The sequence below is a fragment of the Pseudomonas alloputida genome, from assembly GCF_021283545.2.
Taxonomy (GTDB): domain Bacteria; phylum Pseudomonadota; class Gammaproteobacteria; order Pseudomonadales; family Pseudomonadaceae; genus Aquipseudomonas; species Aquipseudomonas alloputida.
Genome location: NZ_CP128540.1, coordinates 5405878 through 5429298, shown reverse-complemented (window position 1 = coordinate 5429298; position 23421 = coordinate 5405878). Strand labels below are relative to the sequence as shown.

Annotated in this window: 24 protein-coding genes; 15 read left to right on the top strand and 9 right to left on the bottom strand. The window is 63.1% G+C overall.

The window, feature by feature from the left end:
- Nucleotides 1-85 precede the first annotated feature (85 nt).
- Entirely contained in the window at nucleotides 86-541 is a 456-nt protein-coding gene (locus LU682_RS25220) for a flavodoxin (RefSeq protein ID WP_003251656.1), read from the top strand.
- Nucleotides 542-562: 21 nt separating this feature from the next.
- Here the strand turns inward: LU682_RS25220 and LU682_RS25215 are convergent, their stop codons facing one another.
- Nucleotides 563-1444 (bottom strand): LysR family transcriptional regulator, encoded by an 882-nt coding sequence (locus LU682_RS25215; protein ID WP_010955289.1) that lies wholly within the window; start codon nucleotides 1442-1444, stop codon nucleotides 563-565.
- 97 nt (nucleotides 1445-1541) lie between these two features.
- On the opposite strand from LU682_RS25215, the gene LU682_RS25210 reads away from it, so the two are divergent.
- From LU682_RS25210 to LU682_RS25195, 4 genes are all read left to right on the top strand, one after another.
- On the top strand, nucleotides 1542-1928 hold the full coding sequence (locus tag LU682_RS25210; RefSeq protein WP_010955288.1) for a CidA/LrgA family protein: 387 nt from the start codon (nucleotides 1542-1544) through the stop codon (nucleotides 1926-1928).
- Nucleotides 1918-2604 carry an LrgB family protein gene (locus LU682_RS25205; protein ID WP_010955287.1) on the top strand — a complete coding sequence of 229 codons (687 nt, stop codon included), beginning with the start codon at nucleotides 1918-1920 and terminating at the stop codon, nucleotides 2602-2604. The genes LU682_RS25210 and LU682_RS25205 overlap by 11 nt, the downstream gene beginning before the upstream one ends.
- A gap of 176 nt (nucleotides 2605-2780) precedes the next feature.
- On the top strand, nucleotides 2781-3686 hold the full coding sequence (locus LU682_RS25200; protein ID WP_049587072.1) for an alpha/beta fold hydrolase: 906 nt from the start codon (nucleotides 2781-2783) through the stop codon (nucleotides 3684-3686).
- A 333-nt stretch (nucleotides 3687-4019) separates the two neighbouring features.
- Entirely contained in the window at nucleotides 4020-7244 is a 3225-nt protein-coding gene (locus LU682_RS25195) for a hypothetical protein (protein WP_049587069.1), read from the top strand.
- Here the strand turns inward: LU682_RS25195 and LU682_RS25190 are convergent.
- Nucleotides 7175-8008, bottom strand: a complete 834-nt coding sequence (locus LU682_RS25190; protein WP_010955284.1) for an IclR family transcriptional regulator — start codon at nucleotides 8006-8008, stop codon at nucleotides 7175-7177. The genes LU682_RS25195 and LU682_RS25190 overlap by 70 nt on opposite strands.
- Nucleotides 8009-8120: 112 nt before the next feature.
- Here LU682_RS25190 and hmgA point away from each other — a divergent pair, with 112 nt between their 5' ends.
- The 3 genes from hmgA to maiA are packed head-to-tail and all read left to right on the top strand — an operon-like array spanning nucleotide 8121 to nucleotide 11363.
- Nucleotides 8121-9422 carry a homogentisate 1,2-dioxygenase gene (gene hmgA, locus LU682_RS25185; protein ID WP_010955283.1) on the top strand — a complete coding sequence of 434 codons (1302 nt, stop codon included), beginning with the start codon at nucleotides 8121-8123 and terminating at the stop codon, nucleotides 9420-9422.
- Nucleotides 9423-9425: 3 nt separating this feature from the next.
- Nucleotides 9426-10718: a fumarylacetoacetase gene (gene fahA / locus LU682_RS25180; protein ID WP_010955282.1), complete on the top strand. Its 1293-nt coding sequence runs from the start codon at nucleotides 9426-9428 to the stop codon at nucleotides 10716-10718.
- 12 nt (nucleotides 10719-10730) lie between these two features.
- Nucleotides 10731-11363, top strand: a complete 633-nt coding sequence (maiA, locus tag LU682_RS25175) for a maleylacetoacetate isomerase (protein ID WP_010955281.1) — start codon at nucleotides 10731-10733, stop codon at nucleotides 11361-11363.
- On the opposite strand, the gene LU682_RS25170 is transcribed toward maiA, so the two are convergent.
- Complete coding sequence (locus tag LU682_RS25170; protein ID WP_010955280.1) at nucleotides 11357-12163, bottom strand: SirB1 family protein; 807 nt, start codon at nucleotides 12161-12163, stop codon at nucleotides 11357-11359. The two genes, maiA and LU682_RS25170, sit on opposite strands and share 7 nt — an antisense overlap.
- Nucleotides 12164-12287: 124 nt before the next feature.
- On the opposite strand from LU682_RS25170, the gene LU682_RS25165 reads away from it, so the two are divergent.
- Nucleotides 12288-13307, top strand: a complete 1020-nt coding sequence (locus LU682_RS25165) for a Leu/Phe/Val dehydrogenase (protein ID WP_010955279.1) — start codon at nucleotides 12288-12290, stop codon at nucleotides 13305-13307.
- A 58-nt stretch (nucleotides 13308-13365) separates the two neighbouring features.
- Here the strand turns inward: LU682_RS25165 and LU682_RS25160 are convergent, their stop codons facing one another.
- Nucleotides 13366-13629: a YebG family protein gene (locus tag LU682_RS25160; protein ID WP_003251679.1), complete on the bottom strand. Its 264-nt coding sequence runs from the start codon at nucleotides 13627-13629 to the stop codon at nucleotides 13366-13368.
- Between the two features lie 571 nt (nucleotides 13630-14200).
- Here LU682_RS25160 and LU682_RS25155 point away from each other — a divergent pair.
- The gene (locus LU682_RS25155; protein ID WP_003251685.1) at nucleotides 14201-14671 is read left to right on the top strand and encodes a phosphate-starvation-inducible protein PsiE; all 471 of its coding nucleotides are present in this window, start codon (nucleotides 14201-14203) and stop codon (nucleotides 14669-14671) included.
- Nucleotides 14672-14674: 3 nt separating this feature from the next.
- On the opposite strand, the gene LU682_RS25150 is transcribed toward LU682_RS25155, so the two are convergent.
- From LU682_RS25150 to LU682_RS25130, 5 genes are all read right to left on the bottom strand, one after another.
- Nucleotides 14675-14965, bottom strand: coding sequence for a DUF3509 domain-containing protein (locus LU682_RS25150; protein ID WP_026031873.1), 291 nt, complete (start codon nucleotides 14963-14965; stop codon nucleotides 14675-14677).
- 119 nt (nucleotides 14966-15084) lie between these two features.
- A complete protein-coding gene (locus LU682_RS25145) occupies nucleotides 15085-15432 on the bottom strand; it encodes an HPF/RaiA family ribosome-associated protein (RefSeq protein WP_014592331.1) in 348 nt (115 codons plus the stop codon).
- A gap of 178 nt (nucleotides 15433-15610) precedes the next feature.
- The gene (gene fecA / locus LU682_RS25140; protein ID WP_010955277.1) at nucleotides 15611-17935 is read right to left on the bottom strand and encodes a TonB-dependent Fe(3+) dicitrate receptor FecA; all 2325 of its coding nucleotides are present in this window, start codon (nucleotides 17933-17935) and stop codon (nucleotides 15611-15613) included.
- A gap of 94 nt (nucleotides 17936-18029) precedes the next feature.
- Nucleotides 18030-18956: a FecR domain-containing protein gene (locus LU682_RS25135; protein WP_010955276.1), complete on the bottom strand. Its 927-nt coding sequence runs from the start codon at nucleotides 18954-18956 to the stop codon at nucleotides 18030-18032.
- A complete protein-coding gene (locus LU682_RS25130; RefSeq protein ID WP_010955275.1) occupies nucleotides 18953-19465 on the bottom strand; it encodes a sigma-70 family RNA polymerase sigma factor in 513 nt (170 codons plus the stop codon). Before LU682_RS25130 ends, LU682_RS25135 begins: the two co-directional genes overlap by 4 nt.
- Before the next feature lie 139 nt (nucleotides 19466-19604).
- Here LU682_RS25130 and LU682_RS25125 point away from each other — a divergent pair, with 139 nt between their 5' ends.
- The 5 genes from LU682_RS25125 to LU682_RS25105 are packed head-to-tail and all read left to right on the top strand — an operon-like array spanning nucleotide 19605 to nucleotide 23368.
- Nucleotides 19605-19910 carry a DUF3649 domain-containing protein gene (locus LU682_RS25125; RefSeq protein ID WP_049587058.1) on the top strand — a complete coding sequence of 102 codons (306 nt, stop codon included), beginning with the start codon at nucleotides 19605-19607 and terminating at the stop codon, nucleotides 19908-19910.
- Entirely contained in the window at nucleotides 19907-21484 is a 1578-nt protein-coding gene (locus tag LU682_RS25120; protein ID WP_060489785.1) for a PepSY-associated TM helix domain-containing protein, read from the top strand. The genes LU682_RS25125 and LU682_RS25120 overlap by 4 nt, the downstream gene beginning before the upstream one ends.
- Nucleotides 21484-21810 carry a DUF3325 domain-containing protein gene (locus tag LU682_RS25115; RefSeq protein ID WP_010955273.1) on the top strand — a complete coding sequence of 109 codons (327 nt, stop codon included), beginning with the start codon at nucleotides 21484-21486 and terminating at the stop codon, nucleotides 21808-21810. Before LU682_RS25120 ends, LU682_RS25115 begins: the two co-directional genes overlap by 1 nt.
- Before the next feature lie 5 nt (nucleotides 21811-21815).
- The gene (locus LU682_RS25110) at nucleotides 21816-22391 is read left to right on the top strand and encodes an RNA polymerase sigma factor (protein WP_010955272.1); all 576 of its coding nucleotides are present in this window, start codon (nucleotides 21816-21818) and stop codon (nucleotides 22389-22391) included.
- Nucleotides 22388-23368 carry a FecR family protein gene (locus tag LU682_RS25105; protein WP_010955271.1) on the top strand — a complete coding sequence of 327 codons (981 nt, stop codon included), beginning with the start codon at nucleotides 22388-22390 and terminating at the stop codon, nucleotides 23366-23368. The genes LU682_RS25110 and LU682_RS25105 overlap by 4 nt, the downstream gene beginning before the upstream one ends.
- Nucleotides 23369-23421 lie beyond the last annotated feature (53 nt).

The window sequence follows — 23421 nt, the reverse complement described above, 5'->3', positions numbered from 1 at the left end:
ATGGCGACGTGGGTAACGGCGGCCTTTTGCCAGCGTTGAATGCTAGTATCCTACGTTTTCACTCAGTTTCGGAATCCTCTACCCGATGAAAGTCGCCATTATTTCCGGCTCGGTCTATGGCACCGCCGAAGAAGTCGCCCGTCATGCTGAATCGCTGCTCAAGGCGGCGGGGTTCGAGGCCTGGCATGCTGCGCGTGCCACCCTTCAGGATCTTCAGGGCTTTGCCCCCGACGCCTTGCTGGCCGTGACCTCTACCACCGGCATGGGTGAGTTGCCGGACAACCTCATGCCGCTGTACAGCACCCTTCGTGACACACTGCCTGCGGCCTGGCGCGGCCTGCCTGGCGCGGTGATCGCCTTGGGCGACTCCAGCTACGGCGATACCTATTGCGGGGGTGGCGAGCAGATGCGTGAGCTGTTCGCCGAACTGGGCGTACGCGAAGTGCAGCCAATGCTGCGCCTGGATGCGAGCGAGACGGTGACCCCGGAGGCGGATGCCGAGCCTTGGCTGGCTGAGTTGGCGAGCGCACTGAACGCCTGACCCGGCACCTGTGCAGGCGTGTTAGCCGTGGGGCTCGCGCAACAAGGCCAACCACGCCTGCGCCGCTCGTGACAGGTAGGCGCCACGCCGCCAGATAAACGCGATATCCCAACGCAAATCCTCCTGCGCATGCAACGGCACACGCACCACCCCGGGGCGCTCCAGCACTTTTGCCACCACCCGGGGCAGCATCACCACGCCCTGGCCCGCCGCCACCAGCGCCGCCAAAAAATCCGCCTGGCCGCTGCGCCCGCCTTCCTTGGGGGTGAAGCCCTGCTGCTGGCACGCCTTCAGCAGCCGGTCGTTGAGCACGAAACTGCGCTGGTACAGCAGGAACGGTGTATCGGCCAGTTGCCCCAGGCCCACGGCGTCCAGGCCCGCCAGAGCATGGCCAGCCGGCAGCAAGGCATCCAGCGGTTCGTTGCAGAAGGGCTGGTAGTCGAATGCCTCGTCGGTGGGCGTCAAACAGCCGCCCAGTTCCAGTTCGCCACTTCTGACGGCCTGTTCGACGCTGCGGCTGCCGCCTTCGAGCAGCTGGATGGCGATGTTCGGATGGCGCCGCCGGTACTCGGCGAACAAGCCGGCGAACAGCGTGTCGCTGCCAAGCATCGGCAAGCCCAGGCGTAGTTCGCCACGCTCCATCTGGCTGAGATCGTCCAGCTCGTTGAGCAGCGCCTGGCGCTGGCGCAGCAGGGCTTCGCCACGCTCCAGCACGATGCGCCCGGCAGCGGTCAAGTGCAGGTGTGACGCCTGGCGCTCCAGCAGCGGCTGGCCCACATCTTGCTCAAGCTGGGCCACCTGCTTGCTCACGGCCGACTGGCTGATGTGCAGGGTCTGTGCCGCCTGGGTAAAACCGCCGCGGTGCACCACTTCGATGAAGCTGCGCAGTTGTTTGAATTCCATACTTCGGATTCCATTTTGGAATGGTGAGCAGTCTAACAATTCGCTTCTGGCCTAGGCAGCCAAATCTTAAAATGAGGGCCTGTCGAGGAACCCCGCCATGAAACCTGCATTATTGAAAAAAGCCCTGCGCCTGCTTGTCGAGCTGGCGGTTCTCTGTGCGCTGTTCCTGCTTGGTGGCCAGATTGCCAGTTGGCTGGGCTGGCCGATCCCCGGTGGTGTGATGGGCCTGGCACTGCTGTTGATACTGTTCGCTTCGGGTGTGCTCAAACCGGCCATGCTGCAATTGGGGGCCGGCTGGCTGATGGCTGAGATGCTGCTGTTCTTCATCCCGGCGCTGATGAGCCTGCTCGACTATGGCGCATTGATCCGTGAAGAGGGCTGGCGCATCTTGCTGGTGATCGCCGTGAGCACGCTGATAGTGATGATAGTGACCGCCATGACCGTTGAGATGGTGTGCCGCTGGAGGCTGCGTCGTGAGCCTTGAACCCATGCCGCTGTTCTGGTTGGCCTTGACCTTGCTGGCTTACCTGGGCAGCCGTTGGTTGTATCGGCGTAGCCAGCGCTACCTGCTGTCGCCGTTGATCCTGGTGCCGGTGTTGCTGCTGGCTGTGGCCGTGCCGCTGCATACGGCCTATGCCGAGTATGCGCGCAACACCCACTGGTTGATGGGCGTGCTCGGCCCGGTGACTGTCGCCTTCGCGGTGCCGATCTGGCAGCAGCGGGCCATGCTGGCGCGTCATTGGCCGGCCCTGATGGTGGGCATGGTCGCCGGCAGCAGTGCCTCGATCGCCAGCTCCTGGGGGCTGGCGCACCTGTTGGCGCTGGACAGCGCAACCAGCCTGTCGCTGGTGCCGCGTTCGATCACCACGCCATTTGCCATGCCCCTGGCCCATGACCTGGGTGGGGTGCCAGAACTGACCGCGGTGTTCGTGATGTTCACCGGCGTGCTCGGTGCCATGTTCGGCGGTGTGCTGTTGCGTTGGTTGCCGCTGCGTACGCCGTTGGCACGGGGGGCGCTGTTCGGTGTTGGCGCGCATGGTGCCGGGGTCAGCCGGGCGCAGGAAGTGGGCCGTGAGGAAGGCTCGGTGGCCGGCCTGGTGATGGTCCTGACCGGGCTGCTTAACCTGTTCGCGGCGCCTTTGTTGGCCTTGCTGCTCTGACCGTTCGTGCCACTGACTCGCTCAGTCATCAAGCTGGCTGGCAACGCAAGTTCCAGCCAATGGGCTGCTGGCTAGACTTTGCCTCGACATAGAGAGCACATGTAAGTGCCGAGGTGACATGCAATGACCGCAGCCTTGCCCTATTCCGCCAATACCACTACACCGGGACCCATCTGATGCCTATGGCCGAGATTCCATTGTGCGTCTGGCGTACCCGGGCACAGAGTTTCATGTTCCGGGGCCAGAGCATCCGCTACTGGACCGCAGGGCAAGGAGAGCCTCTGCTTCTGTTACACGGTTTCCCCACCGCCAGTTGGGACTGGCACTACCTGTGGGGCCCTCTGAGCCAACGTTTCCGGGTGATCGCTTGCGACATGCTCGGCTTTGGTGATTCGGACAAGCCCGTCGATCACACTTACAGCCTGATGGAGCAGGCAGACCTGCAGCAGGCATTGCTTGTCCATCTGCAGGTCGCGCAGCCCGTGCACCTGCTGGCCCACGACTACGGCGGCAGCGTGGCTCAGGAACTGCTGGCGCGACACCATGAGCAGCGTGCCGACATCGCCAGTTGCGTGTTTCTCAACAGCGGGCTGTTCCCCGAAAGCTGCCGCATGCTACTGATCCAGAAGCTGCTGCTCAGCCGCTTTGGCTGGCTGGTCGGGCGCTCGTTCGGGCGTGACGACCTGGTGCGTAATGTGATGCAGGTGTACGGCCCCTGCACCCATCCCAGTGAAAGCGCGCTGGATGATTTCTGGAGCCTGATCGCTGCCAACCGGGGCACGCGCATCCTGCACAAGCTGGTGGGCTACATGCCGGAGCGCAGGTTGCACCGCGAACGCTGGGTCGGGGCGATGCAACGTAAAGGCGTGCCGCTGCGCTTGATCAATGGCGTGGTCGACCCGCTTTCCGGCGCGCACATGCTTGAGCGCTACCGGCAACTGGTGCCGGAGCCGGACACCGTGCAGTTACTGGGCATTGGCCATTACCCGCATACTGAGGCGCCGGTGCAGGTGCTGCGCCACTACCTGGCCTTTCGTGAGCAGCCGCTGAGCTTCTACCCGCCGAAAGTGGCGTGGTCATGACGAGGCTTCGGCGTCGGCCACCTGGCAGCCAGGGTGCATGTTCAGACGCCAAAAAAAAGGCCGCTGCAAGCCGCAGCGGCCAATCGAGACGTCAGATCAAGGAGCTTCAAAATCTACGTCGGTGAACCTGGCAGGCTTGAAAGGCGGGGGGGAGAGCCCTTCAAGCCGGCCAGTGAGTCAAGAATAAGCGCTTGATCCGTCAGGAAAAATAGCTTCTGTCGACATTCACCGTTACGTATCAGGCAACAGTGCCAAGTGCTGGGTAAGCTTCCCTGCGCTATTGCCTTTATCATCCGTTCACTCTGCTGCTTCGGTAATTTTGGAGCACAGTTCATGTCTTTCGATTTCAATTTTGGCACCCCCAATCTCGGTGAGGGGTGCCCAGATCCACGCTCTGTGAAAGAACAGGTGAAGGCCATGATGGCTCACGCCCAGGAGCTGCAACAACTGATGGCTACGGTTGCGCAACTGGGCAGCCTGATACCGGAGGCGCATCGACAACAGTTCACCGAGCAGAAGCGTTTACCGTTGGCGGTTGTCGAGTCGCTTGTGCCGCAAAGGCAGGCGGTGCTTGGCCAGTGGTGGGAGCAACAGTCCAGATTAAGTTTGAAACCACTTACTTTGGCGTCCCGTTTGATCCAGCTGATGTTTGCCGAAACGCGCCTCAAGGCCCTTACGTTCAAGGCCTGGGAAGCCGGTATCGAGGCCCTCGAACAGGACGGGGACGCAAACAAGCATGAGGTGTACCTGGTTGCCGGAGATTTGCGTTTTCGTTTGCCGGGTGTCGTCGCCAGCCGTCATGACCTCGAACAGAACCCGGACGCACCTGCGGATTTTCTGATCTACAGCCTGGCCAGCGGTTGCTGGTTCGACACTGAACGCGCGCGCGCAGCCCGTGAACTCGCCCCTGCCTTTGCTGAAGGCAGCCCGTTGCGTTGGCTGTTGTCTTCGCAAGAGCGGGCGGCGTTGTCTACGGAGAGTTTGACACTCGATTTCGTGCCGCTGCAGGTGCCACTTCACAGGTATTTCATCCGTGATCTGCAGGCTATCCAGCTTGAAGCCACCCGGCGCAGCCTGCGGGTCAAGGTCGATGACGCCCGGCGTCTGGCCCAGCTCGACAGTGCGGCTCGGCTTGAGCCTCTGGTGGCTACGCTGCAGAAACGTGCGACGCGGCATGTGCGAGCGTACCGCACCAGCCTGCTGCCCGAATGGCGGCGGTTCATGCAGGGCGAGGAACTGCAAGCCTATCGACAGCTGGAAGATGACCTGCAGGTGAAGGAGAAGCGTTGCACCGAGCGTCTGGCGCAATGGCGCGACCTGCGCAGCTTCGCCAAGAAACAGGTCCAGCAAGCCCTTGGCCTGGATATCGACCCCGAGCAGGTACGACTGCGTGTCAGTCACGTCGATGACCCTGAACAGGCGATGAAACACACCCTGCTCGATTGGGCGCTGAGTGGTGGCTACAGCGGGGGCCAGCTCAAGGTCGAAGTCCTGGGTGAGCGGCACCGTTCCTTGTTGGGGAGTACCTCTATCCAGAGCGTGATCGAAAAACTGGATTTGCGCGTGAACTACGTCAAGCAGATCCGTACGCTCTATGACGACACTTTGACCATGGCCGCACTGTGTGAGGTGCTTGATGCACGGCTGGCGCTGGCCAATCAGGCCGCTCGTCATCAGGGTTTTCACCCGGCGGCGTTCGATCTGTTGCACCACGCACGCCTGGGGAAAATGCAGGCCAATGTCATCAGCGCCGGTCTGGTTTGCCTCAATGGTGCGCAAACGCCCTTGAAGGATCTGCTGTGCCTGGTGCAGGACGATCAGTACCTGCTCTATGCCCCTGGGGCGCCGGGAGGCGATTTTCATCTTTTCGACTCACTCGAAAAAATGGCGCTCGAAATCGGTAGCTGGACCTTGTGGCCGGTAGGCAGTGAATACCTGCTGGGGCAATGCTCGCGGGCCCAGCATGATTCGCTCAAGCGCCATTTGCGCAAGGTCGAGCTGCTACCCACTGACTGGTCCATGCACAGCGTGACGCTCGCGCCGATCAAGTCGCAGCAGTGGCCGGATGTGCTCAAAGCTCTGGCCAAGCGCAAGATCCTTGCCCTGATCGAGGATCAACAGGCCACCACGCCAAGCTGGTTCATCAAGGCCAGTCGTACCGAGCAGCAGGCACTGGTTGATATCGACCAACTGCTCAAGCTGGCGCAGGCCAGGTATCAGTCGCTGATGAAGGTGCCGAGCTTTCGCACCTTCGCCCATCGACAGGTGACGGAAAAGATCAATTCATACCCGGGCAATCGCGGCGGCCCAATCAACCCGGATCAGGTATTGATAACGCTGGAAGAGGATGCCATTCGCACACTGACACAGACTGTCATCAAAGGTTATCCCACGTATTACAATTTCTCCGACTTTGCCCGCATCACCTCGGCTATCGGCCAGGATATCTCGCACCTGAGCCCGGCGCTGCTAGGGAGCTACATTCGTGCTGCCGACCTGGGCAACAAGTACATCGAAGAAGTGAAAGCGCAGTTACTCGACCGCTCCAGGCCGGAATATGAAAGGCTCAGGCAGTGTTATCGCACGCTCTTTGCTTTGAAGATCAGGCGTGCCGTGCTCAGCGAGAAACTTCAGGGAAGCTTGTCGGGCCGCCATGCGCAGTGGCTGGAGTCGGTGAGCGACAGCTTTTCGGGGACCTTGATCGACGCGGCGTGCAACCTTTATCCGTTGTGGATGGACGATTGCCCCGTTCAAGGTGCCTACCTGCTGAAGCATGCTCGTGACCGCGAGCTTGAGCCCTTGGTCTATCTGCCAGAAATCGAGCAAGGCCCCACGCTGCGGACCCTCAGCGAGCTGGCAAGGACTTGGCGTGAGCACGACTTGGCAGGTTATTGCCAAGACCGCGTGCCGTTATCGAGCCAGTCGCGCTTGAACGCATTGATCGAAGAGCAACTGCGCGCCGGCGATGGCATTGGGGTGGTGCTGGATGCCGTCGCCCGAGGCAGGGGCGTGCGGCCGCCGATAGGGGAGACCGGGCGTATCGGGGATCCTGTCCAGGACCTGGAGAAACGTATCAGGCGGATGATCAACGAAGCCGCTGAAGACAGCGCCGACGCTGCCGAGCGTATTTCGTCCGTGGTGGTGGAGTGGGGGATCGTACTGGCCGGCATCCTCACCGTGCCGTTTCCGCCGGCGGCCATGGCCGTCGGGCTGTTCTGTGCGGCCAGGTCCTTCATCACCGGGGCCATCGCGTGGAGCGATGGCGACCGTTCCGCCGCCTTGCTGTCGTTCGCGGCGGGGGTTGCAGGAACGGTGGCTTCCACGGGGGTCTTGGTGCGGCTGTTCGGTGCCGCACAGAAATACATCACCGTGCTTTCCCGGGCAGAGGTGTCGCAGCCCACGGCATTCTCGCGTGTGATCGGGCGGCTATGCGATGACTACGGGGATCTGGTGAGTGAGGTGGCGCCCGCCCTTTATGACGGCTTCTCTCAGGAACTGCTCTGGCTCGTCGAGGAGGAAACGCTAGACGTCGAAGCGCAGTGTGGGTTGCCCGCGTAACCCATGCGCCAGCTCACGGTTCGTGCGGCCGTGAGCAGGCTCTGCGCCGCCGGCCCATGTTCATCGGCATGGAAGATCGACGTCGGCCCGACCACGGTCATCACCGCGGCGATCTGCCCCATGGCGTTGAATACCGGCGCCGACAGCGCATCCACCCCCGGCATCAGCAGGCCATGCACATGGTGCAGGCCCTTTTCGCGGATGCCGGCCAGCAGTGTGTGATAGTCACTGGCGGTTTGTTGCAAAGCGGCCAGTTCCCTGTCGCGCAGCTCCTGGGTTTCTCGCTCGGGCAGGTAGGCGGCGAATACCAGCCCGGTGGACGAACTGAGCAACGGCAGCACCGAACCGATCTGGGTCACCACGGTGACCGCGCGCACGGCAGGTTCGATGCTTACCACCGTGGCCCCCTGGTTGCCCCACACGGCGATGAAGCAGCTTTCGTTGAGCTCATCTCGCAACTGCGACAACGGCATCGCCGCCACCTTCAGCACATCGATGCTGCCCAGCGCCGCCAGCCCCACCCGCAATGCCTCGCGCCCCAGCCCGTAATGGTTGGTGGCCGCATCCTGTTCGGCAAAACCACTGGCAATCAGCGCCTGCAGGTAGCGATGCACTTTGCTCGCAGGCATCTGCACGTGCTCGGCCAGGCGTGATAGTGACGTCGAGGGTGAGAGTTCTGCGAGGGCCTTGAGGATGTCGGTGCCGACTTCCGCCGAGCGGACCTTCTGCTTGCCGGTGTCGGTGGGGGAGCTGGCTTTGGCCATGGGAGGGGAGGTTCCGGATTTATCGTGTCGCCTTTATAGCTTGACGCCTTGAGCGGAGCAAATTACGTTATTCGTAATCTGATTACGATAAAAACAAAATCCGGAGGCATCGATGAACCGCGACACGTCGCCCGACCTTCACTACCTGAGTGGCTTCGGCAACGAATTCGCCAGCGAAGCATTGCCCGGGGCGCTGCCTGTTGGGCAGAACTCCCCGCAGAAGGCCCCGTATGGCCTGTATGCCGAGCTGCTGTCGGGCACGGCGTTCACCATGGCCCGCAGCGAGCTGCGCCGTACCTGGCTGTACCGCATTCGCCCTTCTGCCTTGCACCCACGCTTCGAGCGCCTGGCGCGCCAGCCGCTCGGCGGGCCACTGGGTGGCATCAACCCCAACCGCCTGCGCTGGAGCCCGCAGCCGATTCCTGCTGAACCGACCGATTTCATCGAAGGTTGGCTGCCCATGGCTGCCAACGCCGGAGCGGAAAAACCGGCTGGCGTGAGCATCTACATCTACCGCGCCAACCGGTCCATGGAACGGGTGTTCTTCAACGCAGACGGTGAGCTGCTACTGGTGCCGGAACAGGGCCGCCTGCGTATCGCCACCGAGCTGGGCGTGATGGAGGTCGAACCGTTGGAAATTGCGGTGATCCCACGTGGCATGAAGTTCCGCGTCGAACTGCTCGACGGCCAGGCCCGTGGCTACATCGCGGAAAACCACGGTGCGCCGCTGCGTCTGCCGGACCTGGGCCCGATCGGCAGCAACGGCCTGGCCAACCCCCGCGACTTCCTCACGCCTGTGGCCCACTACGAAGAAGCCGAAGGCCCGGTGCAACTGGTACAGAAGTTCCTGGGTGAGCACTGGGCCTGCGAGCTGCAGCACTCGCCACTGGACGTTGTGGCCTGGCATGGCAGCAACGTGCCGTACAAGTATGACCTGCGCCGCTTCAACACCATCGGCACGGTCAGCTTCGACCACCCGGACCCCTCGATCTTCACCGTGCTCACCTCGCCAACCAGCGTGCATGGCATGGCCAACATGGACTTCGTGATTTTCCCGCCACGCTGGATGGTGGCCGAGAACACCTTCCGTCCGCCATGGTTCCACCGCAACCTGATGAACGAGTTCATGGGCCTGATCAATGGCGCCTACGACGCCAAGGCCGAGGGCTTCCTGCCGGGTGGTGCCTCGTTGCACGGGGTGATGAGTGCCCATGGCCCCGACGCCGAAACCTGTGAAAAGGCCATTGCCGCTGACCTGGCGCCACACAAGATCGACAACACCATGGCCTTCATGTTCGAGACCAGCCAAGTGTTGCGCCCGAGCCTGCAAGCCCTTGAATGCCCGCAATTGCAGGCCGACTACGATAGTTGCTGGGCGACTTTGCCGAGCACCTTCAACCCGAACCGGAGATAATCCATGAACCACTCTGCCAATGCCCGTAGCTGGGTCGAGCACGCCAACGGGCACAGCGACTTCCCCCTGCAGAACCTGCCATTGGGCATCTTCAGCCGGCCGGGTGAAGCCAGGCGCTGTGGCGTGGCCATCGGCGACGCGATCCTCGACCTGGAGGCGGTGCTGGCCGCCGGGCTGTTCGACGGGGCGGCCAAGGCCGCAGTTGAAGCCACCCGCGGCGGGGCTCTGAACGCATTCTTCGCTATGGGCCGCAACGCCCGCGTAGCCCTGCGTGAGCGTTTGCAGGTGCTGCTGGGCGAGCACAGCGAACACCAGGCAGCCCTGAAGCCGGCGCTGCTCCCGGCCAGCGACTGCCAGCTGCACGTGCCAGCGCAGATCGGTGACTACACCGATTTCTACGTTGGTATCGAGCATGCGAAGAACGTGGGCAAACTGTTCCGCCCCGACAACCCACTGCTGCCCAACTACAAGTACGTGCCGATCGGTTATCACGGCCGCGCCTCCACCATCCGCCCGTCCGGCACCGACGTGCGTCGGCCCAAGGGCCAGACCCTGCCGGCGGGGCACACCGAGCCGAGCTTCGGCCCTTGCGCTCGTCTGGACTACGAACTGGAACTGGGTATCTGGATTGGCCAGGGCAATGACATGGGCCAGGCAATTCCGGTAGGCGATGCCGCCGAGCACGTAGCCGGCCTGTGCCTGCTCAACGATTGGTCGGCGCGCGATATCCAGGCCTGGGAATACCAGCCACTGGGGCCGTTCCTGTCCAAGAGCTTCATCACCACCATTTCGCCCTGGGTGGTCACCGCCGAAGCGTTGGAGCCGTTCCGCTGTGCCCAGCCGGCTCGTCCCGAAGGTGACCCGCAGCCGCTTTCGTACCTGCTGGACAAGCGCGACCAGGCCAGCGGTGCATTCGATATCGAACTCGAAGTGCTGCTGCTGACCGAGCGCATGCGTGAGCAGGGCATTGCCCCGCACCGCCTGACCCTGAGCAACACCCGCAGCATGTACTGGACCGTGGCGCAGCTGGTGGCGCACCACAGTGTCAACGGCTGCCAGCTGCAGCCAGGTGACCTGTTCGGGTCGGGCACGCTGTCGGGCGCCACGCCGGGATCGTTCGGTAGCCTGCTGGAGATCACCGAAGGCGGCAAACTGCCGGTCGAGCTGGCCAGCGGCGAGGTGCGCAAATTCCTCGAAGACGGCGACGAAATCATCCTGCGTGCCCGCTGCACACGTGACGGCGTGGCCAGCATCGGTTTCGGTGAGTGCCGCGGCACGGTCATCGCAGCCAACTGAGGAGGCAGGGGTATGGAGCTGTACACCTATTACCGTTCCACCTCGTCCTACCGGGTGCGCATTGCCCTGGCACTGAAGGGGCTGGCTTACCAGTCCCTGCCGGTCAACCTGCTGCAGGGTGAGCAGCGTGGCGAGGGCTATGTAGCCGTCAACCCGCAGGGCCGCGTACCGGCCTTGCGCACCGACGGTGGTGAGGTGCTGGTGCAGTCGCCGGCGATCATCGAGTACCTGGAAGAGGTTTATCCACAGCCTGCGTTGCTGCCGGCCACCGCCGAGGCACGGGCCAGGGTTCGGGGGGTGGCGGCCATCATTGGTTGCGACATTCATCCGCTGCACAACGTCAGTGTGCTCAACCGGCTGCGCCAGGCCGGTCAGGATGAGGGGCAGGTCAACCAGTGGATCGGCCACTGGATCAGCCAAGGGCTCGCGGCAGTGGAGCAACTGATTGGCGATCACGGTTTCTGCTTTGGCGACACGCCTGGGCTGGCGGATGTGTACCTGATCCCGCAGTTGTACGCGGCCGAACGCTTCAACATCGACCTCGACAGCTTCCCGCGCATCCTGCGGGTTGCCGCACTGGCGGCCGCGCACCCGGCGTTCGCCAAGGCCCATCCCGCCCAGCAGCCGGACAGCCCGGCTCAGTGAAGTGAACGGTTCGCCGCCGGAAGCTTGCCGATTCGCTCGGACAGCTTCAGGCGCTGGACCGGGTCTTCCGTCAGCAGCAATGCATGCTCCAGGTCGAAGCGCTCGGCCTGCGGGCAATCCAGATGATGGTAGAGAGAGGCGCGAGTCATGTAGTCGCTCACCTGCACCGGGCCCAACTGCATGATCCGCTCTGAATCGATCAATGCCGCCAGGTGGTTGTCGTTACTGATGTGCAGTTGGCGCAGGTTGCGTGACAGGCGTTGCAGCATCTGCAGCGGGCTGGCGCTGCGCAGGTGCTCGGCTGTCAGCGCCAGGTGCGGGCCGAACTGGCGCGCCAGCAATTCGCGGCAGTCGCTGGGATACAGGCGCCGGCCGCCGCAGGGATCGAGCAGGTGGTCGGCACCCGGTACGCGCAGCAGGAAATGGCCAGGGAAGCCCACACCCTCCAGCGGTATGGACAGCCGCCTGGCCAGTTCCAAAGCGAGGATGGCCAGGGTCAGTGGTTGGCCGCGGCGGCGCTGCAGTACCTTGTCCATCATCGCCGCATGGGGGCGCAAGGGGTGATATTCATCCTGCTGAAAGCCCAGCGCATTCAGCTGGCGCAGCAGTGGCTGGGCCAGTTCGCATAGTGGAAGCATCGGCAGGTTGGCGCTTATCTCGCGCTGCAGGTCGTGCAGCGCAGCAAGGCTGGCAGCGGGCTCGACACCAGGGTCGTGCTCGGCAGCAATCCACAGTGCGGCTTCCAGCAGGTCGACAGGCTCGCGTTCCAGGCAGGCCAGGCAGGCTTGACGTGGCTTCATGGGGTATCTCCACACACGTTTGAGTATTAGCCGTGGCGCGTGGTTTCGTCCAGTGGTCCGGCGGCGGCGTCAAGGCCGAGGCCGTGCCTATACTGGAAGGAGCACCTCGTAGGGGAGCCGGTCGATGTTCGCGCTGATGCAAAGCACCCGTACCCAGTCACTGCACCTGTTCAATGACCCGCCTACGGGCCTGAAAGCCGTTGTGGCAATCCACAGTGAGCATTTGGGCCCGGCCATGGGGGGGTGCCGCTACCTGCCTTACGCCGATGACGAAAGCGCCATGACCGACGCGATTCGCCTGGCCCAGGGCATGAGCTACAAGGCAGCACTGGCCGGCTTGCCGATGGGGGGTGGCAAGGCGGTAATCATGCGCAACCCGCATGTGGAAAACCGCGCAGCGCTGTTCGAGGCCTTTGGCCGCTTCATCGATACCTTGCATGGGCGCTTCATCATCGCCGTGGACAGTGGCACCTCGACCTTGGACATGGACTGCATTGCCCACAGCACGCCCTACGTGACCAGCACCACTGCATCGGGCGACCCATCGCCACATGCGGCGATGGGGGTGTTCGCGGGCATACGTGCCACAACCTCGTTCCGGCTGGGCAGCGATGACCTGAGAGGCTTGCGGGTAGCGGTCCAGGGGTTGGGCAATGTTGGTTATGCCCTGGCGGAGCAATTGCATGCGGTGGGCGCGGAGCTGCTGGTCAGCGACTTGGACCCGGGGCGGGTGCGGCTGGCGATGGAGCAGTTCGATGCCAAACCGGTGACCAACGATGCGTTGATCAGTACCCCTTGCGATATCTTTGCACCCTGCGGCGTGGGCCCGGTACTGAACGGGCAGAGCGTGATGCAACTGCGTTGTGCGGCAGTGGCGGGGGCGGCCAACAACCAGCTGACTACCTTGCAGGTGGCAGACCAGCTGGAGTCGCGCGGCATATTGTATGCACCTGACTACGTGATCAATGCCGGTGGGCTGATCTATGTGGCACTCACCCACCGTGGCGAAGACCAGCGCACCATTACTGCGCACCTGGCGCGAATCCCTTCACGGCTGACCGAAGTGTTTGGCCATGCGCAGGCGGAGAAGCGTTCGCCGGCAAGGGTGGCGCAGATGTTGGCGGAGCGGTTGTTGTATGGCTGAAGGTTGATGATGGCGTGGTGGGCCACTTCGCGGGTAAACCCGCACAGCTCCAGCGATATCACTCGGCAGCAGTACCCTCAAGCAATTCGGCCAGCGCATCCGGCTGGCTTTTGAACGCCCGGGCGAACACATCGCGGTTCTTCGCCATGTAGATACCGGCTTCCTCGACCTGCTGCTCGGTCAGCGACGGCACCGCCTTGTGCAGCACTTCGGCCAGGCGCTCGGCCAGTTCGAGCATCTTGTCGTGACGGTCTGCTTCGGCCTTATCCATGAACAAGCGCTCCGGGTCGCGGCTGCTGCGGTACACCACTTCGACGGCCATTCATCACCTCTATGCCTTTTTGCTGGTTGTGTTGCGGTTTACTGTATCTATATACAGTAATGGCAATACTGGTTGGTTCGCAAGCAGAAATTGTAGCGTGGCACAGACCGAGCGCTGCGGGAGCGCCTTTGCCAGGAACCATTTGCCCGAAACAGTTGTAGGCACAGGCTTGCCCGCGAATGGGGTGGCGGCTGCGACGGTGCATGGCCGGGGATATTTGTCGGCAGGTCCGGCCCTTTCGCGGGCACGCCCGCTCCCACAGGTACTGTGCAAGTCTTGACTACTGTGGTGACCGCTGTGGGAGCGGGCGAGCCCGCGAAGAGGCCGGCCCTTCCGGCACGTTAACCAGCCTTAGTGCGAAGTTCCTGGGCTCAGCGGACATCTGCACCTGAACCAGCGCCGACTCAAGAAGAGGCCGCAGCGCCTCCAGTTCATGCATCGTGCCATGCCTCAAGGTGCCTTGCGGCAATCGGTCGCCTTCCAAGACAGGGGCTTGGCCCTTTAACTGCATGGCACAAGCGTCACATCAGCGACGCATCATCCTTAAAGACGTATCGGGGAATGGAACATCGTGAACATCAAATGGGCAGAAAAACTGCGCAAGGGCCTGCACGGCTCGGCCGACTCGCTGGGCAACCTGTGCGTCGAGGCGTTCCATTACCTGGCGCTGTTCGGCATTGGCGCCATCACCGCCTACGCGGCGGTGGTGACGTTCCTGGACATGCTGGGCAAGGGCGGGATCAGTGTCGATGACATCCTGCTGTTGTTCATCTACCTGGAGCTGGGGGCGATGGTGGGGATCTACTTCAAGACCAACCACATGCCGATCCGCTTCCTGCTGTACGTGGCAATCACCGCGCTCACTCGCCTGCTGATCGGCGATGTTTCGCACCACAAGGCACCCGATGAAGGGCTGCTGTACCTGTGCGGCGGCATCCTGTTGCTGGCGTTCTCGATCCTGGTGGTGCGCTACGCTTCGTACCGCTACCCCTCGACCAAGGTGCTGGACGCCAACGGCAAGGCAGTGGAGGAGGGCAAGTAGCCCTCAATTGGCAACAAAATGGCGCGGCTCGTGGCGGGCGTCACGGGTCAGCGCGGCCAGCACTTGCAGGGGGTTCTGGCTGAGTTCGATCGCAAGGCCCAGGCGGATGCTGTCGATCACCCGTTGCAGGCGCACCGGGTCATTGCGTTGGGCCGGGGTGATGAGGCGCTTGGCGACCACGCCGGCGTCGTCGGACAGGGTCAGCATGATGCTGCCGTCGAGGTTGGCAATGCTCAGGTTCACCCGGTATTCGGGGGCGAATGCAGCACTGATTCGTTCGAATGGGTTGTTCATGGTCTTGCTTCTGCGGTGAGTGATGCAGAGGTTGACCGGACGTTCGCATGTTGGTTCAGCGCCATTGATCGGCACAAACGAAAACGCCCGGCTCAAGGCCGGGCGTTTTGCATTGCCGATCAGGCGTCCGGGTCACTCAGTTCCAAGGCGCCGCGCTTGCTGCGCAGCTTGCCGTAGAAGTGCTCCAGCGCGTGATTGAGCTTGGTGGCGGCACCGTCGACTGCCTGGTCCAGCGAACTGGCGGTGTGGGTCACGGAAATCGGTTGGTGGCCTTTCGGGCGAGCCTCCATCTGGCAGCGTTTGTCATGCGGTCCGGGCTTGACGCCGTTCTCGTCGCGCAGGTGAACCTCGATGCGGGTGAGGTCTTCTTCGTAACGTTCCAGCGAGTTCTGCAGTGTGCTGCGGACCCACTGGTCGAGCCGGGCGTTACCATCGAAATCGTTGCTGCTGTTGACCTGGATTTGCATGATTCAATCCTTATTCAGCTTGCTCGCATGGAGACGCGCCTAGGCCCTTGAGACCCTTGGAATTTCTGCGCCTCTTGACTCTAAGGTCAGGCAACTGCGGAATGAATTCAAGCCCTTTTTGAAAATAAATTTCTTGTTGCAAAAGGGGGGCTACAAAGCGGCCCCCATTTGCTACCGGTCAGAATTCCACCGACGTCTGCAAATACAAGGTACGTGGTTCACCCACATACTTGCCCTTGTTGTTGTCATCGTAAGAACGCGTGTAGTACTCGCGGTTGAACAGGTTCTTCACCCCGACTGCCACCTTGAGGTTCGACAACTGCGGGCCAAAGTCGTACCCGGCACGGGTGCTGACCAGCATGTAGCCCGGAATGCGCCCGGTGCTTCCATCGGCGCTTTCGGTGCTGGTGTTGGCGTTGTCGGCGTACTGGCTGCTCTGGAAGCTGCCGTCCAGGTTCAGCTGCCAAGGGCCCTCGGTGTAGCCCACGCCCAGGTTGCCCTTGTGGCGCGACGAGAACGGCACCTGGTTGCCTTTGTTCGGCCCGTCCTCACGGATGGTGGCGTCGACGAACGCATAGCTGGCGTGCACGTCGAAGCCGGCCAAGGCCGGGCTCAGGCCGTCCAGCGCATAGCGGACGCTGGTCTCGATACCCTGGTGGCGGGTTTCACCACGGGCGATCACCGAGTCGTTGGTCTGGTTGCTTTCATACTGGTTGTCGAAGTTGATCAGGAACGCGCCGATCTCGGCCTGCAAGTCGCCGTTGTCGTAACGGGTACCCACTTCCCAGGTGCGCGCTTTTTCCGGTTTCACTTCGCCACTGCTGACCCGGTTGGGCATCTGGCTGTACTGCACGCTGCCGAACGATCCTTCGGTGTTGGCGTACAGGTTCCAGCTGTCGGTCAGGTGGTACATCACGTTCAGGGCTGGCAGTGCAGTGTTGTAGCTGCCCTGGTAGCGCTGGCCGTTGAGCTTGTTGCTCTGCTCGGAGTCGATCATCTCGTAGCGCACGCCCGGGGTGATGGTCCAGCGGCCGATGTCGATGCGGTCATCCAGGTAGATGGCATGGGCTTCGGTGCTGCCACGGGTGTCGCGGTCGTTGCGGCTGGCGGTGGTGGGCAGGCTGCCGTTCACCGGCTCGCGGAAGCGCAGTTCGTGGCCGGCTTCGTTGACGTAGCGGTAGCCGATGCCCAGCTCGTGCCAGCTGTCACCCAGGGCCACGCCCTGCGAGAAGCGGGTTTCGATGCCGCGCACCCAGTACTCGCGTGGCGACAGCGAGACGAAGCTGCCTTGGTCCAGGTAGCCGCTGCGCAGGGTCTTGGTGAAGAAGCTGTTGACGCTGAACTGGCGGTCATCCTGCTTGTAGTCGTAGCCGAAGTTGAACAGCGTGCGGCGGCCCCAGAACTTGTCTTTCAGGCGCGTGGACTGGTACGGGTCGGCATCGAAATCGGCGGTGCTCAGGCCGCCGGGCATGTCGGCCTCGCCCTCGTAGTACTGGGCCATGGCGTGCAGGCTGTTGGCTTCGTCCAGTTGCAGCTTGCCCTTGAGGATCAGGTCGTCGATCTGCGTGTCGCTGTGTTCGCGCCAGTCACCCCCGCGGGTGCCGGAGTACAACAGGGCGCCGCCCAGACCGTTGTCGTTGGTGCCACCGACCAGCAGGTTGGCGCTGTTCTTGAAACCTTCGTGGCTCGAAGACGGGCTGATCTGGTTTTGCATGGCGGCCTTGAACGTGGCCTGTTCAGGGATCGCCCGGGTGACGAAGTTGACGATGCCGCCGACGTTCTGCGGGCCGTAGCGCACCGCGCCGCCACCGCGCACTACGTCCACTGCGTCCATGTTGCCCATGCTCAGCGGGGCCAGCGACAGCTGCGGCTGGCCGTACGGCGCGAAGGGCACCGGGATGCCATCCATCAGCACGGTCGAGCGCGATGCCAGGCGCGGGTTGAGGCCGCGGATGCCGAAGTTCAGCGCCAGGTCATGGCTGCCGGTACCGTTGTTGTCGGGGGCGTTGACCCCGGGGATGCGGTTGAGCACTTCGCGGGCGGTGGTAGCACCGTTGCGTTCGAATTCCTCACGGCGCACTACGTCGCGGGCGCCGGGGTGCTCGAATACGTTGTCCTGCTGCGCCTCGGCCAGCCAGTCGCCGACCACGGTGGAGGCGCCTAGCTCGACTGCTGCGCCAGCAGCAGGGGCTGTGATGGGTTGCAGGCTGAACGCGTTGTCGGTTTCCTGGCGTGCTTGCAGGCCGCTGCCGCGCAGCAGGGCGTCGAGCCCCTGGCGCGTGTCGTACTGGCCGTCCAGGCCTTGAGTGCTCATGCCCTGGGTCAGTTGCGAGCCGAACGAGATCAGTGCACCGCTTTCGCGGCCGAACTGGTTGAGGGCGTCTTCAAGAGAACCGGCGGCGATGTGGTAGCTGCGGGTTTCGGCCTGGGCGGCGGGCATGGCCAGGCCGAGGGTGGTGGTGAGCAGCAGGGCGTGAACGAACGGGTTGGGGCGCAACGGCATGGGTCGGGTCCTGAGAGAGGGCTTCTGCCGTGTCTGTCACGCGAGGTTGGGAAAATGGCTCAGTCGATATGAAAATATTTCGCCTTTGCTGGCGCTAACTGATTTTGGGCTCGACCGTCACCCAGTAGCGGGTGAACTGCTTCACACGCACCGGCAACGCCACTTCCAGCATTTGCAGGATGCGCTCACTGTCATCCAACGGATACGACCCAGAAATGCGCAAGTCGGCAACCTGCTCGCTGCACCCCAACTGCCCATGGCGATAGCGCCCGAGTTCGGCAAGGAAGTCTGCCAGGCGCATCTGCGAGGCCACCAGCATGCCGTCGACCCAGGCGCCGACATTGCGGTCGAGTGCCGACACCGAGCGCCAGGCGCCGGTGAAGCGTGCCTGTTGCCCGGCCATGAGCGGCTGCCCATGTGCGCTGGCCCCGCCTTCGAACACCGACACCAGGCTATACCCGTCGAACTGGCGTACGTTGAAGCGCCCGCTGTCCAGGTACAATACACCCTCACCAGTACGTAGCTGCAGCGGCCGTGCATCGCTGGCCACTTGCAGTGCCAGTTCGCCCTCGAACAGGTGCACCAACCGCTGCTGCCCGTCGAAACGCACATCGGCGGCGCTGCGGGTGTTGAGTTGCAGCACGCTGCCGTCGCCCAGTTGCATGCGTCGGCGCTGACCGACCGGGCTGCGGTAGTCGGCCATCATCCCGGGAAGGGGGTTGTGCTGTTGCAGGCCAAGCCCCGTGGCACTGGCCATACCGACCAGCAGCAAGGCCTTGAGCGCCCGACGCCGGGCTGAAGATTGCGGGGCTTGCAGCGTTGCGTGCACCACCGGCGAGGACACCCCACGCAAGCGTTGGTTGACCTGTTGGATATGCGCCCAGGCCCGCTGATGCTCCAGGTCGGCCTGCAACCAGTGGTCGAACGCCAGCTGTTGCGCCTGGCCGAAGTCATCACCTTGCGACTCGATCAACCAATGCACGGCCTGTTCCGCCACCAGCGGGGAAAACGAGGCGTTCACAGCGCGAAGTAGCAGCGCATGGCTGCCTTGTTCAGGTAGCGCTTGACCGTGGCCAGCGAAATGCCCAGTTCGCGAGCGATTTCGCCTTGGCCCAGGCCGTCGACCTGGGCCAGCAGGAAGGCGCGTTTGACCAACGGTGGAAGGCCGTCCAGCAAGTGGTCGAGCGCTAGCAATGTCTCGAAGATGATCGCCTTCTGTTCCTCGCACGGCGCGACCTCTTCCGGGACCTGTGCGAGCGCTTGCAGGTAGGCACGCTCCAGTTCCTGGCGGCGGAAGTGGTTACACAATACGCGTTTGGCTACGGTGGCAAGAAACGCACGCGGCTCCACCAACTGGGGCGCCTCGCGCGCCTGGAGCAGGCGCATGTAGGTGTCCTGGGCCAGATCGGCGGCGCTGTGCGGGCAGCCCAGACGGCGACGCAACCAGCCGGTGAGCCAGTTGTGGTGTGCGTGGTAAAGGCCTTCGACCGTCGATGTAAGCGCGCTGGTCACCGTGATACTCCGGCGCATGACAGCGCAACTGGTAGTAAGAATTGTTCGCATTGTATGGGTGGCCGTCTGTTTCGGCAATCGTCACCTGTCAGCAGGCTTTGCTTATGAGAATTGAAATCATTAGTATTGCAACCCCGAAAACGCCCGGACCTTCGCCATGACGCGCAAAACCGCCGGCCTCCCGTTCAGTTACCGGCTGGGCGTTGCCTCACGCAGCCTGGCCGCGCTGCTGGGCGGCTACTTGCTGGCGTCGATGGCCAGTGTCTGTATTGCCTTGCTGGCGCCGTTGCCAAAGGTCGATGCCACGCTCACCGGCCTGCTGCTGTCGTTCGTCTTCTACCTGCTGGCGTTCATCTGGTGTTTCGCCTGCCGCAGCGCCTGGCGTGCCTGGTTGGGCGTATTGGCGCCAAGCCTGCTGCTGGGCGTGATCAGCGGCGTTGCCTACTGGATGAAAAACGCATGAAAGAAGGCTTCCGCCAGGCCATGGCCTGGCTGCACACCTGGACCGGCCTGATCTTCGGCTGGCTGTTGTTCGCCATCTTCCTTACCGGCACGCTGTCGTACTTCAAGGAAGAAATCACTCATTGGTCGCAACCTGAAGTGCGCAGCCATGCCCTGGACCCGATCAATAGCCTGGCGGTCGCTCAACGTTACCTGCAGGACAATGCAGGGCATTCGAGTACCTGGTTCATTCGCATGCCGAACGAACGGGAGGCCGCCTTGAGTGTGGGGTACCGCGACCCCAGTGGCGGCCCGCGTGGCTTCGTCAGGAAAACCCTCGATACCCAGACCGGCCAGCCGGTGGAAGCACGTGACAGCCGCGGTGGTGAGTTCTTCTACCGCTTTCACTTCCAGCTTCAGATGCCTTACCCGGTTGGCCGTTGGCTCTCGACGTTCTGCGCTTTCATCATGCTGCTGGGGTTGGTCACCGGCATCATTACCCACAAGAAGATCTTCAAGGAGTTCTTCACCTTCCGCCCTGGCAAGGGGCAGCGTTCCTGGCTGGACGGGCACAATGCCATCGGCGTGCTGGTGCTGCCGTTTCACCTGATGATCAGCTACAGCAGCCTGGTGCTGTTCATGTACATGGTGATGCCGGCGGGCATCATGGCCAGCTACGGCAATGACACCGACAAGTACTTCAACGACCTGTTTGGCCGCAACGATGCGCCCAAGGCGGCCCAGGTGGCCACGCCGCTGGTAGCGCTGCCGAGCCTGTACGCCAAGGTGCAGGAGCTGCAGCCGGGGGCGCGTGTCGGCAACATCCAGGTGCAGAACCCGGGCGACAGCAATGCCCGCGTTACCTTCACCCAATCGGCAGCCGACCACGTGGCTTATCGGCGTAGCGCCAACTGGACATTCGATGGGGCCAGTGGTGCGCTGTTGAGCCAGGGCAAGCCAGAGAGCGGGGTAATGATGACCGCCTTCAGTTTCGCCGGCCTGCACATGGGTAACTTTGCCGGGCCTTGGCTGCGCTGGCTGTACTTCTTCTTTGGCGTGGCCGGTACTGCGGTGATTGGTACCGGGTTGGTGATGTGGTTGGGCAAGCGCCAGCTCAAGCACGCCAAGAACGGGCATATGCCAGGTGAGCTGCGTTTGGTCGAAGTGCTCAATATTGCCAGCATGAGCGGCTTGTTGCTGGCGGTGGCGAGCTTCTTCTGGGCCAACCGCCTGGTGCCCATGGCTGTCGAAGGCCGCGCCGACTGGGAGGTCAATGCTTTCTTCATCGCCTGGGGCCTGTCGCTGGTGCACGCCGTGCTGCGTAGCGGGCGCAAGGCCTGGGGCGAGCAACTGGCGCTGGGGGCGCTGGCCTTCGCGCTGCTGCCGTTGCCCAATGGCCTGACGACTGACCGGGGCTTGAACCATTCGGTACTGGAGGGCGACTGGGCCATGGCCGGCTTCGATCTGACAGCCCTGGGGACCGGCCTGTTTCTGGCCTGGCTGGCTCGCAAGATGCTGGTCAGCCCCACGCCCGTAGCCAAGCGCGCGGCACGTGCGGCAAAAAAACCGAGCATTGAAACGTTGGGGGCGAGCTGATGCTGGGTAACGCACTGATCGCCTTTGCAGGCTTAGTTGCCCTTTGCCTGGCGATGGAAAAGCATTTCAGCGACTTGCTTGGGCGCAAGCCGCGCCCGCGCCACTTGCACCTGTTGCGTTTTGCAGGTTGGCTGCTGCTGATACTGTCGCTGGTGCTCAGCGTGCACCAGCGTGGCTGGGCCCTCGGCCTGGTGGAGTGGACCGCGGTGATGATGGCCGGGGTAACACTGTGGGTGTTCGGCCTGCCCTACCAGCCTCGTCTGCTGCTGGGCCTGGCCGCCGTCAGCGTGGTGCTGGGCCCGATGCTCGCCGTGTTTGCCGTGTGACCCCCGTGAGCGAGCCAGGGGATATCATCGAGCCTCACGCTGACAGCGCAGGCGCACGTGCACGTTTCGTCCAGGTGTTCCAGGCCCAGCGTGCGCGTATGGAGGCGTTGGTAAGCCGTCGGGTCGGCTGCCGCGCCACCGCTTCGGACCTGGTCCAGGAATTGTTCCTTCGTTTCTGGCGTCGCCCCGAGGTCAAGGTCGAGGCGCTGGACACTTACCTGCTGCGTTGCGCGGGCAACCTGGCCATAGACCACCTGCGCAGCGAAAGTAGCCGCGAACGCGTAGCCGAAGCCGCTGTGCCGGTGAGCGAGGCGAGCCTGGCCCAGGCCCCTGAGCAGGCCGTGGAGGTCGACCACGACTTGCAGCGTATCGAGGCCACCTTGCGTGCCTTGCCCGAGCGCACCCGGCAGATCTTCCTGCTCAACCGCATTCACGGCTGCAAGTACAGCGAGATCGCCAAAGCCATGCAGCTGTCACAGAGCGCCGTGGAAAAGCATATGATGCGCGCCCTTGAAGCGTGCAAGGCGAGTGTTGCCGAGCCCGCGTCCACCCCACGCCGGCCAGGGAGCGCCCGTCGATGAGCCGTTTACCGCCGATCACCGAAGCGCAGTTCCAGGCTGCCCTGCAATGGTTCAACCGGATCAACGAGCAACCCGGGCAAGCCGAAGGGGCGGCATTCAAGCGCTGGTTGCTGGCCGACCCCGCACACCGCGCAGCCTACGACCAGGCCCAGGTGCTTTGGCAGAAAAGCGCCGCCCCGGCGGCGCGGCTGGCGGACGAAGAGCAGGACGCCCTGCAGCGCTACCTCGATGCCATGGCCAGACCACCGGCGCGTGGTGGCTGGCGGCGGGTGGCAGGCCTGGCGTTGGCAGCCTGCCTGGTGCTGGCCGTGGGCGTCGCTGGTGGTTGGCACCCGGGGTACTGGTTGCAGGACCTGCAGGCGGACTACAGCAGTACCGGGCAGATTCGCCAGGTGATTTTGGCCGACCAGTCACAGGTGACGCTTGATGCAGGTAGCGCCATTGCGGTCGATTTCGCCCAGGGTGAGCGCCGTGTGCGGTTGCTGCATGGCGCGGCGTTCTTCGAGGTTACCCATACCGGTGAGCCGTTCCTGGTGGAAGCTGCCGGCGGCGAAGTGCGGGTGCTCGGCACCCAGTTCGAGGTGCGTGAGCAAGGCGAGGGCGCCCAGGTGACGGTGCGCAGCGGGCGTGTGGGCGTCAGCCCCGCGCAGGGCACTGTGGCGCGAGAACTGACTGCCAACCAGCAGCTGACCTACCGCGCAGGTAGGGTAGGCGACACCTTGGCGGTGGACAGTGACAACCGCCTGGCCTGGCGCCAGGGGTGGCTGAACTATTACCAGGTGCCGCTGGCGCAGGTGATCGATGACCTTGGGCGTTATTACCCGGGGCGTATCCTGTTGCTCGATGGTGACCTGGGGCAGCGCAAGGTCAGCGGCAGCTTCCCGGTGGCCGAGCCGCTGCTGGCGCTGGATTCGCTGGGCAAGGTGATGGGTTTTTCACGGCAGACCGTGTTGGGGCGTTTGACCCTGGTTCGGTAGTTGCCTGTGCCAGCCTCTTCACGGGTAAACCCCCCGTAGGGGCGGGTTTACCC

Bases quoted from the DNA above. Each gene is read 5' to 3' on its own strand.
- hmgA (WP_010955283.1), top strand. From the start codon at position 8,121: ATGAACCGCGACACGTCGCCCGACCTTCACTACCTGAGTGGCTTCGGC.
- LU682_RS25115 (WP_010955273.1), top strand. From the start codon at position 21,484: ATGCTGGGTAACGCACTGATCGCCTTTGCAGGCTTAGTTGCCCTTTGC.
- LU682_RS25165 (WP_010955279.1), top strand. From the start codon at position 12,288: ATGTTCGCGCTGATGCAAAGCACCCGTACCCAGTCACTGCACCTGTTC.
- LU682_RS25195 (WP_049587069.1), top strand. From the start codon at position 4,020: ATGTCTTTCGATTTCAATTTTGGCACCCCCAATCTCGGTGAGGGGTGC.
- LU682_RS25220 (WP_003251656.1), top strand. From the start codon at position 86: ATGAAAGTCGCCATTATTTCCGGCTCGGTCTATGGCACCGCCGAAGAA.
- LU682_RS25130 (WP_010955275.1), bottom strand. From the start codon at position 19,465: ATGCGCCGGAGTATCACGGTGACCAGCGCGCTTACATCGACGGTCGAA.
- fahA (WP_010955282.1), top strand. From the start codon at position 9,426: ATGAACCACTCTGCCAATGCCCGTAGCTGGGTCGAGCACGCCAACGGG.
- LU682_RS25125 (WP_049587058.1), top strand. From the start codon at position 19,605: ATGACGCGCAAAACCGCCGGCCTCCCGTTCAGTTACCGGCTGGGCGTT.
- LU682_RS25190 (WP_010955284.1), bottom strand. From the start codon at position 8,008: ATGGCCAAAGCCAGCTCCCCCACCGACACCGGCAAGCAGAAGGTCCGC.
- LU682_RS25150 (WP_026031873.1), bottom strand. From the start codon at position 14,965: ATGAACAACCCATTCGAACGAATCAGTGCTGCATTCGCCCCCGAATAC.
- LU682_RS25145 (WP_014592331.1), bottom strand. From the start codon at position 15,432: ATGCAAATCCAGGTCAACAGCAGCAACGATTTCGATGGTAACGCCCGG.
- maiA (WP_010955281.1), top strand. From the start codon at position 10,731: ATGGAGCTGTACACCTATTACCGTTCCACCTCGTCCTACCGGGTGCGC.
- LU682_RS25200 (WP_049587072.1), top strand. From the start codon at position 2,781: ATGCCTATGGCCGAGATTCCATTGTGCGTCTGGCGTACCCGGGCACAG.
- LU682_RS25215 (WP_010955289.1), bottom strand. From the start codon at position 1,444: ATGGAATTCAAACAACTGCGCAGCTTCATCGAAGTGGTGCACCGCGGC.
- LU682_RS25170 (WP_010955280.1), bottom strand. From the start codon at position 12,163: ATGAAGCCACGTCAAGCCTGCCTGGCCTGCCTGGAACGCGAGCCTGTC.
- fecA (WP_010955277.1), bottom strand. From the start codon at position 17,935: ATGCCGTTGCGCCCCAACCCGTTCGTTCACGCCCTGCTGCTCACCACC.
- LU682_RS25120 (WP_060489785.1), top strand. From the start codon at position 19,907: ATGAAAGAAGGCTTCCGCCAGGCCATGGCCTGGCTGCACACCTGGACC.
- LU682_RS25105 (WP_010955271.1), top strand. From the start codon at position 22,388: ATGAGCCGTTTACCGCCGATCACCGAAGCGCAGTTCCAGGCTGCCCTG.
- LU682_RS25160 (WP_003251679.1), bottom strand. From the start codon at position 13,629: ATGGCCGTCGAAGTGGTGTACCGCAGCAGCCGCGACCCGGAGCGCTTG.
- LU682_RS25210 (WP_010955288.1), top strand. From the start codon at position 1,542: ATGAAACCTGCATTATTGAAAAAAGCCCTGCGCCTGCTTGTCGAGCTG.